15 protein-coding genes are annotated in these 13,634 nt (G+C 45.9%); all 15 read right to left on the minus strand.

All coding sequences use genetic code 11. The features are described 5' to 3' along the window. Nucleotides 1-268: hypothetical protein (locus PGX78_RS02675; protein ID WP_270445284.1), on the minus strand; the 268-nt coding region annotated here is incomplete at its 3' end. Continuing rightward, on the minus strand, nt 265-1,194 hold the full coding sequence (gene thrB / locus PGX78_RS02680; protein WP_270445285.1) for a homoserine kinase: 930 nt from the start codon (nt 1,192-1,194) through the stop codon (nt 265-267). The genes thrB and PGX78_RS02675, both read right to left, overlap by 4 nt. A 1-nt stretch (nt 1,195) precedes the next feature. Beyond that, nucleotides 1,196-2,482 (minus strand): homoserine dehydrogenase, encoded by a 1,287-nt coding sequence (locus PGX78_RS02685; protein WP_270445286.1) that lies wholly within the window; start codon nt 2,480-2,482, stop codon nt 1,196-1,198. A gap of 13 nt (nt 2,483-2,495) precedes the next feature. Continuing rightward, entirely contained in the window at nt 2,496-2,948 is a 453-nt protein-coding gene (locus tag PGX78_RS02690) for an ACT domain-containing protein (RefSeq protein ID WP_006942890.1), read from the minus strand. After that, nucleotides 2,941-3,873 carry an NAD-dependent epimerase/dehydratase family protein gene (locus PGX78_RS02695; protein ID WP_270445287.1) on the minus strand — a complete coding sequence of 311 codons (933 nt, stop codon included), beginning with the start codon at nt 3,871-3,873 and terminating at the stop codon, nt 2,941-2,943. Before PGX78_RS02695 ends, PGX78_RS02690 begins: the two co-directional genes overlap by 8 nt. Nucleotides 3,874-3,894: 21 nt before the next feature. Continuing rightward, nucleotides 3,895-4,743 (minus strand): ChbG/HpnK family deacetylase, encoded by an 849-nt coding sequence (locus PGX78_RS02700; RefSeq protein ID WP_270445288.1) that lies wholly within the window; start codon nt 4,741-4,743, stop codon nt 3,895-3,897. A 5-nt stretch (nt 4,744-4,748) separates the two neighbouring features. Then, on the minus strand, nt 4,749-5,702 hold the full coding sequence (locus tag PGX78_RS02705) for a ribonuclease HIII (RefSeq protein ID WP_270445289.1): 954 nt from the start codon (nt 5,700-5,702) through the stop codon (nt 4,749-4,751). Nucleotides 5,703-5,722: 20 nt separating this feature from the next. Continuing rightward, the gene (locus PGX78_RS02710) at nt 5,723-6,538 is read right to left on the minus strand and encodes a TrmH family RNA methyltransferase (RefSeq protein WP_270445290.1); all 816 of its coding nucleotides are present in this window, start codon (nt 6,536-6,538) and stop codon (nt 5,723-5,725) included. Nucleotides 6,539-6,620: 82 nt separating this feature from the next. Beyond that, complete coding sequence (locus tag PGX78_RS02715) at nt 6,621-7,085, minus strand: ATPase (protein ID WP_270445291.1); 465 nt, start codon at nt 7,083-7,085, stop codon at nt 6,621-6,623. Between the two features lie 14 nt (nt 7,086-7,099). Further along, nucleotides 7,100-7,591, minus strand: coding sequence for a pantetheine-phosphate adenylyltransferase (coaD, locus tag PGX78_RS02720; protein ID WP_270445292.1), 492 nt, complete (start codon nt 7,589-7,591; stop codon nt 7,100-7,102). A 2-nt stretch (nt 7,592-7,593) separates the two neighbouring features. Continuing rightward, complete coding sequence (gene rsmD / locus PGX78_RS02725; RefSeq protein ID WP_270445293.1) at nt 7,594-8,151, minus strand: 16S rRNA (guanine(966)-N(2))-methyltransferase RsmD; 558 nt, start codon at nt 8,149-8,151, stop codon at nt 7,594-7,596. 85 nt (nt 8,152-8,236) lie between these two features. Then, nucleotides 8,237-8,851 (minus strand): glycerol-3-phosphate 1-O-acyltransferase PlsY, encoded by a 615-nt coding sequence (plsY, locus tag PGX78_RS02730; protein WP_442864787.1) that lies wholly within the window; start codon nt 8,849-8,851, stop codon nt 8,237-8,239. Next, nucleotides 8,851-10,179: a ribosome biogenesis GTPase Der gene (der, locus tag PGX78_RS02735; protein WP_006942903.1), complete on the minus strand. Its 1,329-nt coding sequence runs from the start codon at nt 10,177-10,179 to the stop codon at nt 8,851-8,853. The genes plsY and der overlap by 1 nt, the downstream gene beginning before the upstream one ends. Nucleotides 10,180-10,190: 11 nt before the next feature. Next, nucleotides 10,191-11,534 (minus strand): DUF512 domain-containing protein, encoded by a 1,344-nt coding sequence (locus tag PGX78_RS02740; protein WP_270445296.1) that lies wholly within the window; start codon nt 11,532-11,534, stop codon nt 10,191-10,193. Between the two features lie 49 nt (nt 11,535-11,583). Continuing rightward, a complete protein-coding gene (locus PGX78_RS02745; RefSeq protein WP_270445294.1) occupies nt 11,584-13,566 on the minus strand; it encodes a bifunctional 4-hydroxy-3-methylbut-2-enyl diphosphate reductase/30S ribosomal protein S1 in 1,983 nt (660 codons plus the stop codon). Between the last annotated feature and the right edge of the window lie 68 nt (nt 13,567-13,634).

Genomic DNA, 13,634 nt, shown 5'->3' on the forward strand with positions numbered 1-13,634 from the left:
GCATGGTCCGTAAAGACTCAAAGGAAAAACCGACAGGCAGCTTTATATCCCCGCCCGTCGGCATAAAAAATGCATCTTCGTCAATAGAAAATAAATACCTGTACTGACACGACGCGAAATCCTTTACACGCGGCAAGAAGAGAGTACCGTCGTGTCCAATCTTGCAAACCGCTTCTTGCCCTTTACATAAAAGAACATAGTTATGCCCTTCAGGCGCCACGGGTATGTACGAATTATCATATATGCAAGGTTTTATATCATGAATCATCTTTTATCCTCACGGACAATTTGAGCCCCGTCGTTACAAACTTTCAATATGTGGTGTACAGATGCCAATCCGACGCTTTTAAAAACGTCTTTCATAGCTTGAGCTATCTGTTCTTCCCCTTTTACGGCAAAGGCAATAAGAGTCGATCCCGAGCCGCTGACCGTAGCCCCCACAGCCCCGGCTTTTTCAGCAGCTGCCAGGGCTTCCGCTCCGCCGGGAATTAAGGGCAATCGATAAGGCATGTGCAGTTTATCCTGAAGACCCGTACGCAACAAATCATAACGCTTCCCGATAAAAGCCCCGACCAAAAAAGCGACATGGGCTACATTAAAGACAGCGGCATGATAATCAATAGTCTGTGGCAGGACGGCGCGAGCATCGGCTGTTCTTACTTCCTTATCGGGACTTACGGTAATAAACGACAAACCCTCATCCAAGGCAAACGTCTGAACCGATACCTTCTTTTTTTCATCCGTAACGGACACGCACAGTCCTCCTAAAAGAGCCGGAGCCGCATTGTCGGGATGCCCTTCCATAAGAGTGGCTTCATGAAGTATTTGATTCTCATCCATACCTCGCCCGGTCAATTCATTGCCTAAGAGAAGTCCGCCCACTACAGCTGCGGAGCTGCTCCCTAAGCCGCGTGCTAAGGGAATGCGATTAAAGAGCGTAATCACTCCGTTTTCCGGCAAGGTCTTATCGTTGACAAGCGCTGCCCGTAACATAGCTTGACCCACAAGGTTTCTTTCAAAATCAGTCGTAATTTTCCCTTGTCCCAGTCCTTCTACGACAAGGCTCAATCCTCCTTCGTCCGTTTTACGAAAGGAGACTTCGTTATACAAGGAAAGAGCCAGCCCCAAGGCGTCAAAACCGGATCCGATATTAGCCGACGTAGCCGGAACTTTTACTGTAATGTCTTGGCTCATATTACACCTCAATGACTCGAATGGCGTTGCAAATGCGATGAATACAGGTCAGTTGCTCTATTTCGTTCAAAGCCAATCGCACGGTTTTACAAGGTGTACTGTCTACTAAGATTACGATTTCAGCCGCTTCCTTAGTTTCATCCTTTTGAATAAGTGATCGAATACTGATTCCGTGCTTTGCAAAAACACCGGACATGTTGGCCAATACACCCGGAGCGTTAGCGGCAATTAAGCGAATATAATAAGGTGCCTTGTTTTCAGCTGCATCTTTCACCGCCGTTTCATGCCACAAATAAGGGCGTTTCCCCGTCATTTCCGTATTAATATGTTGAATAACATTCATAATATCGCTGACAACGGCACTGGCCGTAGGCAGAGATCCGGCTCCCTGTCCGTAAAGCATGACATCACCTACACAATTACCGCGCACATATACGGCATTATAGGCTCCGCCTACATTGGCCAAAGGATGGTCTTTAGGAACAAAAGCGGGATGAACTGCCAAGGATATCCCGTCCGTATTCTTCTCCGCTACGGCGAGAAGCTTAATGGCATACCCCATAGCGGTAGCATGGGCAATGTCTTCTTTCGTAACGCCTTCAATGCCTTCAATGGATACATCCTTAACGTTGACGTATGCATGAAAACCCAGTTTAGCCAAGATGGCGATTTTTCTGGCCGCATCAAAACCGCCTACGTCGCTGGTCGGATCCGCCTCGGCATAACCTTTTTCCTGCGCTTCTTTTAAGGCCTCTTCATAAGTCAGTCCCCGGTCGGTCATATTGGTCAGAATATAATTTGTCGTACCGTTCATAATGCCGATAATTTCTTCAATCTGGTTGGCATTTAACGAAGAGTACATGGGCCGAATAATAGGAATCCCGCCGGCTACACTGGCTTCAAACTGAAAATCCGCCCCGTTCTCCTGAGCCAGTTTCAGTAAACCGATACCGCAATCGGCGATGACATCCTTATTAGCACTGACAACACTCTTACCGTGCCTAAAGCACTCTTCGATACAAGCCTTGGCAAAATCGGCACTGCCCATAACTTCGACGACAATTTCCACCTCGTCGTCTTCGATAATATCTTTAAAATTATCCGTCAAATGAAGGTTTTCATCCAACCCGACATTCTTATATTTTTCTATATCTCTTACGAGAACATGCTTTATATGAATCTGCGTATCCGTCTGCTCCGCAATAAGATGGCCGTTCATTTGCAGTAAATCGACGACACCCTTGCCGACAGTTCCGCAACCGAGTAATGCAATCGATACGTTTTTCAATATAACATCCTCCTTATACTTGCCCGATTATGCGTACACTTTGTACACCCGATAAAGCGCCCAACCGTTCCACAAGAGTTTCCACCGTAATTTCCATTTCTTTCGTTTCAATGGAAATACTGACATCTGCCGACCCTTGCAAAGGAATGCCCTGATTAATGGTCAAAATACTGCCGTTACTGTCGGCTACGGTATTCAATACTTGGGACAACTTCCCGGGACGGTCGGACAAAATAATGGACAAGGTAACGAGTTTACCCTGAGTAACATCATAAAAAGGTAAAACGAAATCTTTATACTTATAATATGCACTACGGCTTAAATCCATCATGCGTACGGCATCATGAATAGTTCGTACCTCTCCGCGTTTAAGAATTTCTTTGACCCTTATCGTCTTTTTTATGGCTTCCGGAAGAATATCTTCCCTAACAAGATAAAATTTAAAGTCCTTATCTTTCTTATTCACGTTCAGCCTCCTGTACGAAATATTCATACGTTGATGCCAATCCGGATATAATCTTTTCCTTCGGACGCCATTTTAAAATTTCCTTGGCCTTATGATTATCCAAGGCGGAGCGAACGATATCTCCGGTCCGCTCATCCTCGTAATGTACGTCCTTGCGTATACCGCTTAAGTGGAAGAGTATCTCTTTCAAGGCGTTTACCGTCGTTTCAATGGTCGTGCTGATATTATAAATGCCGGGCTTTACCTCGTCTTGCAAGGCCGCTACATTGGCAGCCGCCACGTCTTTGACATAAACAAAATCCCGCGTCTGTTCCCCGTCACCGTAAATAGTTAAATCTTCACCATGCGTCAATGCATGTGCAAAGACGAAGACGACACCGCCTTCACCGTGAACTCCCTGACGTTCACCGTAAACGTTGGCATAACGCAAAACAACATAAGGCAACCCGAATACTTTATAGTACATTTCCAAATATCGTTCCGATATGACCTTGGACAATCCGTAAAAAGAGGTAGGAGCCAACGGTTCATCTTCTTTTAAGGGAAGATTGTCATTGTCTCCGTATACGGCTGCAGATGATGAGAAAACTACTTTTTTCACTCCCGTCTTACGAGCACCCTCCAAGACGGATAAAAGACCCATTACATTTTCATCACTGTCTTCATAAGGATGTTCCTGTGAATAAGGAACCTGAGTTTGTGCCGCTTCATGAAAGACGGCATCGAACTTTTCCTCTTCGCATACCTGCAAAAGGCGATTTCTGTCCCGTATATCAAAGCACAACAATCGCGCCTTATCATTCACATTCTCCTTAACACCCGTACTGAGATTGTCTATGACCACGACTTCATCACCACGGTCTACCAACATATCGACAATATGTGAACCGATAAATCCGGCTCCGCCGGTTACCAAAATTTTCACACTGAATCCCCCCAATGGCGTCTATAGCAAATCGCCGTAATTAATGAGTTCTATCTTCTTAGACGCAATAATTTCCCGTGTCCTTACACTAACCAAAGCCTGTAGTTCTTCCTGCCAATGATAGCCCCATGCAAAGGTATGCCCCAGTAAATCATCGCTCTTGCCGGGGTGCATCATAATCTCATGTATCCCGAAGGGCAATCGTCGCAATATATATTGCAAATTGACCTCCGTCATATTGCCGCCGTCAACCATTCCCCAAAAGTAATCGGTAAGAGAAAAGCCGAGCCGCTCGGCTTCACGTGCAGCTCGCCCGGCTAATACGGTCAAACCGTCCCGACCGAAAACCCGAGCGGGAGATGCCGTCAACATCTTAAAGGTCGAAGCTTCCCGCGGTATGCGAACTCGATGAATTCCGTATTTCTTCATTAATGCCACCGTTATTTTCCACACAGGCGGTAAGACATGTAAATGCTGGTGGCTGTCTATATGCGTAACGCGTATACCTGAGTCTAAAATTTTCTCTATTTGAGCCGATAATTCCGCATATACTTGAGAAAAATCGATTTTCCCCGTATAAACCCGCTTAATAAAGGTCATATAATTATCCGGCAACAACCCGTCCGACTCAACCAGAGACGGCACTTCTCGAGGTGATAATACGGTAGGTAGACTCCCTACCAGACATAAATGAATGCCTATACCCAAGCGGTTACATTCCTTTGACATACGCACGGCATCATCAAAAGCGGGGCCCTGTGCCAAAAGGCTTGTACTGGTCAGAACCCCTTGACCGTAAGCACTATATATACCTTCATTCACAGCTTCATGAATACCGAAATCATCGGCATTAATAATTAATCTGTTCACCCTTATCACCGCAAAGAATCAAAAGTCTTAAAATTTAATTTACCTACTTTGTATAATTCTTTATTCCCATAAGTCCCGCAAAAAGCTGTAAGTGCCGTTTCTATACCGGCAAAAGCTCCCTTAGGGAAGGACATATGAAAACGGTCTTCCAATTCATTCATACTTTCTATGAAGGCGGCTCGTGCTAAAACGGATGCGGCGGCTACAGCCGTATCCCGTTCACCTTTGGTCACTTGTATGATTGTCTTTCCCGCGGCTACAGAGCCCAGAGCCGTTAACACATATTCATCCTTACCGAACTTATCGACTATTATACACGGACATTTGTGCTTTAACAATAGGCATTTAATGTTCTTTCCGTGTAAAATTCCTAAAAGATGATTAAGATTTTTTCCTCTTTCTTCCATCTTGTTGTATTCATAATTATACGATTCAGGCATCAATACGGTTACACACGCCCTGTCGCCTAATAAGTCTTTTAAAGGACCCGCCAATTCGAGTATACGTTTATCCGTCAACGCTTTGCTGTCGGTGACACCCCATGAACGAAGTGTTGCCGCTTCCGCCCTGGTTACTAAGCAGGCTGCTGTCACTAAAGGTCCGAAGACGTCGCCTTTGCCCGATTCATCAGCACCGATCCAACAAGGCGTCCCGTCGGGACATAAATCCTGTCCTTTCATAATAACCGGCTTTTCTTTCTTCAAATTTTTTTTATCGGGCGTAATACGGTTTTCAGAGCACAGTATCTCCACTCTTTTCTTCAAATCGCCGGCCTTCCCTTGAACGACAAAAGAAATACCCTTTTTCCCGTTATATATGGCTATGTGTATGCATTCATTTCCCGAGCTTACAGTCAACTTCCACCCGTAATTGATAGCGTTTCCCGCAGTAACCTCAAACCCTTCAGCTTGTAAACGCTCGCGTGTACTTGCAATAACCTGAGCTAAAACACTGTCCATACGCATCCTCTTTCCGTGACCTATGTTTTGTCCGCAAACCCGGCCTCTTCCCAAGCTTTATAAAGGACTACGGCAACGGACGTAGCTAAATTCAACGATTCCGTATGACTCTTCATGGGTATGGTCAACGCCTGCCGGCAAGACTCCGCGCACGCTTGAGACAGACCGTTTCCCTCATTTCCGAAGGCGATGACAGTCGGTTGTCGCCAATCAACCTGAGTATACAGCTTATTCGCACCGAGCAAGGTTCCCGTCAAAATACGTTTTTTCTCGTCGCAAAAAGAACTTATCCGTTCAAGTGAAACATTCTGTACGACAGGAACCTTAAAAATGGCACCCATAGCGGAACGGACCGTCTTCCCGTTATATAAGTCCACGCAATCGGGACTTAAAAAAACAGCTCCTACATTGGCAGCAGCAGCCGTTCGCAAGATGGTTCCCAAATTTCCCGGGTCCTGTATGGCTTCTAAATATAGAATAGGTCGTTCATTTGCCACTTCCGGCAAGTTTTCGAAAGTATATTCAAAGAAAGGTAAAATCGCCGTAATTCCCTGAGACGAATGCGTTTCTTTCACCTTCTCATATATCCGGTCGGGCAACAAATACCACTCCCAGCCGACTTTCTCCGACTCGGCTTGAAGATTCTGAAGCTCCGGCCGCTCAGCGGCCTCGGCCGCTACCAAACAGATACCGTCCGTAATACCCGTATGTACCGCATCTTCTACAATGCGAAATCCTTCGGCAATAAGGCGCCGTTCTTCATATCTGTATTTTTTTTGCTGCAACCGTACAGCCAGCTTTACCAGACGATTGTCACGCGACGTAATTTCTTTCATCTTTTCTCCTGCCCTATAGTCAGTAAGGGGATGTGACAAAACGGATCGCCGCTTTGCTACATCCCCTATAATTAACGAGTTCTTATTTATTCGATTCTTGACGATTGGACTGAACCAGGCCTTCGCGATTTTGACGAACGCTTGCCAACGTTTTTTCCAACGTGGATTCAACGTACTGCAAAACTTGTCCGGCATAGGTTACAGAACTGTTTCGCAAATCTTCGGAAGAATGATTGGCATTTTGAATAATTTGGTTGGCATGTTCTTGTGACTGACGCACGATTTCGCTTTCTTCAGTCAATTTGGCAATATAATCCTTAGCCTGTGCTACCATACTGTCTGCATGACGCTGTGCATCGGCAATGATTTTATCCCGTTCAGCCAAGACCTTACGTGCCTGTTCTACTTCATCAGGCATAGCCCCTTTCAATTCGTCCACAATAGACAATAACTCTTCTTCATCGACGACCTTTTTATTTGTAAAAGGCATCTTGGATGCATTCACTACAATACTTTCCAAATCTTCCAATAATTTTTCCGAGTTCATCTGATTCCACACCCCTATATCTGATATTTATCCTTGAACTTTTCTTTCAGGCGCTTAGCCGTGAAATCCGGGACGAGACCGTCCAGTTTGCCGCCGAAACAGGCGAGCTCCCGTATGCCCGAAGAGCTGAGATACGAATAGTTCGTATTCGACATAATAAATACGGTTTCCAAAGTCGGTTCCAACTGCTTCATTAACAGAGCACGCTGAAACTCGTATTCAAAATCCGTAACGGCCCGTAAACCGCGAATAATAACGGTAGCCCCTCGTTCAACGGCATATTCGTTCAAGAGGCCTTGGAAACTGACGACTTCAACATTGGGAATATACCCTACGGCTTGCCGTAACAACTCTTCCCGTTCTTCCATAGAAAAAAGCGGGTGTTTACCGGGATTTGCAAAAATCGCGATAATAAGCTTATCTACTAACTTGGCACTGCGTTCAAAAACATCAACATGGCCGTTTGTCACAGGGTCGAAACTGCCCGGACAGATACCGATACGCAAAATTATTCCCCATTTCTACGTTTGACGATAAAAGAGATACGCGTTTCCTTCCCGTATTTCTTCTCCCGTACAACCGTGTATGACTCGCTCGGCATAATATCTTCACGAGCGGAGTGCTCCATAATAAGCAGGCCCGTGTCGGACAAGAGCCCGTAATTCATAACCGTTAAAATCGTCTCATTGACAAAGTCTTTATCATACGGCGGATCTGCAAAGATATAATCGAACGTTTGCCCTTCCAGATGTTGTAAGGCATTTTTATGATTCAAAGGCAATACCTTGCAACGCTCGGAGACTTTACATAATTCGGCATTTTTCTTAATGAGAGAAGCCGTGCGAACGTCGATAAAAACGCCTTCCGACGCACCTCGACTCATGGCTTCCAACCCCAAGGCACCGGTGCCGGCAAAAATATCCAACACGCGCTTTTCATAGAAAGATGAAGTTGCCAAAATATTGAAAAGACTCTCCCGCGTCCGATCCAATGTCGGTCGCGTCGCCATACCCTGCGGCGATTTCAGAATACGTCCCCGTGCACTGCCGGAGATAATCCTCACCATGACCACCTGCTTGTACATAATCAATTATACACGATTTTTTTCGTATATCAACCGAATTTAACCGATTGCTCGACCTTCCGTAAACTTACTTTTTCTCAATCCGTTCAACCTTCAATTCCTTGCCTTGTAACAACCGAATGAGATTATCCTTATGCCTTACAATGACAATAAGTGCCGCTACGGTCCCGAAAATAAAAACGGGCCAAGGTTCCTTGAAATACCACATCGTCAAGGGTACAAGCAAGGCCGCCGCTACCGAACCGAGAGACACCAGTCGAGTCAAGCCGACGATAACGCACCAGACGAAAAAAACAATGGCCGTCTCAACAGGAGCCAGATACAAAATAATACCCAGGCCCGTAGCCACGCCTTTACCGCCCTTAAAGTGTAAAAATACAGATGCCGAATGTCCGATAAGAGCCAATAATCCGCCCATAATCATACAGTATACGGTAAGTGCGGGATCATAAATATTTCCGGTCGTTTGACCGAGATATACGCCCAGAACCCCCTTACCTACATCGGCTATGAGTACACATAACCCGGCGGGAGCTCCCAAGACACGATACGCATTGGTAGCTCCTATATTCTTACTGCCGTAGTCTCGTAAATCCGTATTGAAAAATACCCGCCCTACAATGAGTCCGCTGGGAACGGAACCGATGACATAGGCAACTAAAAGCAGTAAAAAAGGATACACTATTCATCCTCTCCTTTTTTGCCGCGCGTAATAATCCTCACAGGCGTACCTTCAAAGCCGAAGGTTTCGCGCAGTCGGTTTTCTATATACCGTTTGTACGAAAAGTGGAGCAAAGCCGGATCGTTGACAAACAGAACAAAGGTCGGCGGCGCTACGGAGGCTTGAGTTAAATAATAAATTTTCAACGGTCGGCCACCCTTGGTAGGCGGTGGGTTGGTAAGTTGGGCATCGGCCATGAGCTCGTTTAAGATACTCGTCGATACACGCATGTGCTGCTGTTCCGAAACGTATTTAACCAAATCGGCCAGTCGATCCACACGTTGGTGCGTAAGAGCCGAGGCATAGAGAACGGGAGCATATTGCAAAAAGGCCAACTCGCGGCGTATATCTTCCGTATAGCGCAAGGATGTCTTACTATCCTTGGTTACCAGGTCCCACTTATTGACAATAATAATACAGCCCTTACCTGACTCATGAATATAGCCGGCAATCTTCTTATCCTGTTCCGTTACGCCTTCTACACCGTCCAAGACGAGAACGGCCACGTCGGAACGGTCAATAGCCCGCAAGGCGCGAACAACACTGTATCGTTCTACAGGTAAGTCGATTTTTCCCTTACGCCGCATCCCTGCCGTATCGATTAAAACGAATTCCGTACCGTCATGTTTCCAATGTGTATCAATTGAATCTCGAGTCGTTCCGGCCATATCGCTGACAATGACTCGTTCTTTTCCGAGAAGAGCGTTGGTCAATGACGATTTACCTACATTGGGACGACCTACGAGGGCAATATGGACGACACTTTCATCGTCTTCCTGCACGGGGACCTCTTTAATATGACTGAGCACCTCATCCAGCAAATCACCGAGATTCATAAGGTTAACAGCCGAAACACCGATAGGGTCACCCAAGCCGAGTCCGTAAAATTCGTAAATATTAACTTCCTGTTCTACACTGTCAATTTTATTGACAACAAGAATGACCGGTTTTCCCGACGCTCTCAACATAGCCGCAATTTCCTGGTCCTGCGGCTGGATACCGGTCTTACCGTCAACAACATATAAGATTACATCCGCCTCATGAATAGCCAGTTCGGCCTGATAACGCATGGACGTGAAAATATTGTTGTCCGAGTCGACAAATTCGATGCCGCCCGTATCAATGAGTGTAAATTCCCTACCGAGCCATTCTGCATCGAAATAAATACGATCGCGAGTTACTCCGGGTAAGTCTTCTACAATAGAAATACGTTTTTTGACAATGGCGTTAAAAAGCGTCGATTTTCCTACGTTAGGCCGTCCGACGACGGCTACCAAAGGTTTATACATATGCTTATCCTCTATTCATCATATTGTGCAGGCCAATGATAGAGTAACTCCTTTAACTGAGGAGCAAACTCACTGACCTCGACAGGCACGCCGACAGATGCCGAAAATTCTTTTAACGTGATGTCGTCCAAGAAAATATCTTCGCCCTTACGCAATGCCGTTCCGGGCACAATCAGACCGTCATACGTTCCGTCCAATTCCTTAAAAGCCCGTTCCATATCTTGAGCCGTCAGTAAGCCGGCCACATTAATTTGCGTGCCGAAATAATGATTTTCTACGGCAATCACATGAATGGTCAGATTCTCTACCGATACTTCAGCAATCAGCTCTTTTAAGAAATCATATGCCAAGGTCCCCGTAAAAAGAGCCAACTTCAAAGGCTTATCATATGACTTTCGAACTTCACCCTTCCAACCGTGCCACTCCTGTTCAAAAAAGCGGAGCATGCCTACGCCGTCTTCTATCTGCCCGTATCCGTCATAATATTCATTATCCGGCACGGGAACCGAGGCTTTCAAAAAGAATTCGTCAGCCAAATATACAAAACTGCCGCGACCGTCTTTGCGTCCCTGATCTATAAACGGGCGAGATCGCTTAATAATATCGGCGGCAATTTCAGGCGTAACAGGTTGTAATTCTTCACAGTCCATACGAAACTTCGTAGTTCCCAACGGCACGACGGCTACGCCGAGAATATTCGATCCCAATCCGGACAGATCCGTCAAAGTCTTCGTGAACTCGTCGCCGTCATTATACCCCGGAACGAGGACGATTTGGCAATACAAGTCTATATCATTATCCGTCAAACGACGCAGTCTTTCAAGAATATCGCCCGTCTTTTCTTGGCGCATCATCTTTTTGCGCAACTCTCCGTTCGTCGTATGAACGGATACGTGTAAAGGCGATAAATGGAATTGTACAATGCGTCGCAAGTCGTCTTCCGTCATATTGGACAAGGTGATAAAACTGCCCGTCAAAAAGGACATGCGATAGTCGTCATCTTTCACGTATAAGGACGGTCTCATTCCTTTGGGCATTTGCGCAATAAAACAAAATATACAATTATTATGGCACTGACGAATATGGTCGAATACGGCCGACTCCATCGTAATGCCGATGTCTTCACCAAATCTCTTTTGGAAATAACACTCTTTCAGCGTGTCGCCTTCTTTTACGACAAGACGCACTTCTTCATCGGCAAGAGCAAAGTTGAGATCAATCAGATCCTCCACCTTTTGTCCGTTAACGGAAACAATTGTATCGCCTACGTGCAACCCCTGACGCTGTGCCTTACTGCCTTCTTCAATAGCGGCAATGACGGCCTTTGTCTCTTGCTTTTCCATACAATCCCCCAGATACGAAAAAGAGGGTAATCGTACAGCCGATTACCCTCCAGCTTCGTTATTAGTTTTCTTCTACAGCATCTCCGATAGTGCCGTTTTCAGTTTCCTGATGGTTTTCCAGATAGTCGTTAATTTCACGAGCCGTTTCATCTGCTTCGATGGCAACAACGCTCAAGGAAATTTTCTTCTTATCCGTATCGATACCGATAATCTTTACATCCAGCACATCGCCGACTGCAATCAAATCTTTAACAACGGCTCCGCGTTTATCCGTCAGTTCCGAAACATGGAGAAGGCCTTGCAATTCCGGGTCAATGGCAAGAATAGCACCGAAGGGTAACAACTTCTTAACTTCCCCTTTAACCACATCGCCCACTTCGAATTTTTCAACAGCCGCAATCCAGGGGTTCTTCTGCAAAGCTTTCATAGAAAGAGAAATACGGTTGCGTTCTTCGTCGAATTTCTGAACGAGAACTTCCACTTTTTCGCCTACTTCCAACACATCTTCTACGGCATTAATACGTTTCCACGAAATATCGGAAATGTGGAGTAACCCTTCTACACCGCCCAAGTCGATAAATGCACCGTAGGGCATAATTTTAACAACCGTACCTTCTACAACCGAACCTTCTTCAATGGTTTTCAATACTTCAGCGCGTTTCTTTTCTCTCTCTACTTCAAGAACGGCCTTACGGGAAAGGACGAGACGATTTTTGTGTTCATCCATATCGATAACCTTAACCGTAAAGGTTTCGCCTACGAGGTAGTCCAGGGACTTAACAAAACGAACATCACCTTGCGAAAGGGGAATAAAGCCGCGCAACGATTTGATAGCTACGACAAGACCGGCTTTGTTCGTTTCTTTACCTACGCATTCGACAAGTTCATCCGCTTCGAATGCGGCACGTACTTCTTTCCAATCTTCGACTTTCTTCATGCGTACGAGAGATACGACAATCGATCCTTCTTCTTTGATGTTGTTAGCAATTTCTACAGTCAGTTCTTGCCCGACTTGAACGAAATCGCTCGCCTTTTCGGGAGCCGGAACAGCCATTTCCTTCTTAGGCAAAACGGCTTCGGCTTTCGTACCGATGGAAACATAGGCCGCATCATCATTCACAGAAATAACCGTACCGGTTACCACGTCGCCCTTCTTAGGATTTTCTTCGTAGTCGTACTGATCCAATAACTCTTCACTCATTACCTCTGTGCCTTCAGCTTGCAAATCTTCCATCATCTTAACAACCTCCTGTATTATCCAATCCGGTGTTGAAGCACCGGCAGTAACGCCAATGTCGCTCATACCTCGAAAATCAGCCACATTCAATTCGGATGCCGTTTCGACATGATATGTAGGACACCCTTGTTCGGCACACACCTGTGCTAACCGGCCCGTATTGGCACTGTTTTTGCCGCCGATAACGATCATGGCATCCACTTTTTTCGCCAATTCGACAGCCGCCTCCTGCCGCTGCCGCGTAGCCGTGCAGATAGTCATGTACACATCCAAGTCATCCGTCTTCTCGGCCAAGACAGACTCTATCTGTTTAAACCGCGACTGAGAAAACGTTGTCTGCACTACAACTCCCATATGCTCACAATAGGGAATTTCTTTCGCTTCTTCAACCTTATCTATAATAATAGCACGATTGCACCCCCATTGTGAAATGCTAATTACTTCAGGATGGTCCTTTTCACCTACTATTATCAATGCTTTTTTATCATTTATGACTTTTCGGGCATCTTGTTGTGCCTTTTTTACATGGGGGCATGTTGCGTCCACTACATCGAGATGCTTGGCTTCCGCTTCTTCATAGACGTGAGGTCCGACACCGTGTGATCTGATGAGCACTTTCGAACCGTCTGCCACATCTTGTAAACTGTCCACCGGAGAAACACCTCTTGCGCTGAGAGAATTCACTAATTGCGGATTATGTATTATTGGCCCCAGGGTATGTGTTCCTTTTTCAGCTGTCGATGCCAATTCTACGGCTCGTCTGACGCCGTAGCAAAAGCCGCAAGCTTCGGCTATATGCACTCTCATCGGCTTTCACCTCCGTATTCGTCCAAAAGAGCGGCTACGGAATTACGTACGGCTTCAGTCAATGCCGC

Source organism: Megasphaera sp. AF13-6AC (genome assembly GCF_027685385.1).
Lineage (GTDB): Bacteria > Bacillota > Negativicutes > Veillonellales > Megasphaeraceae > Megasphaera > Megasphaera micronuciformis.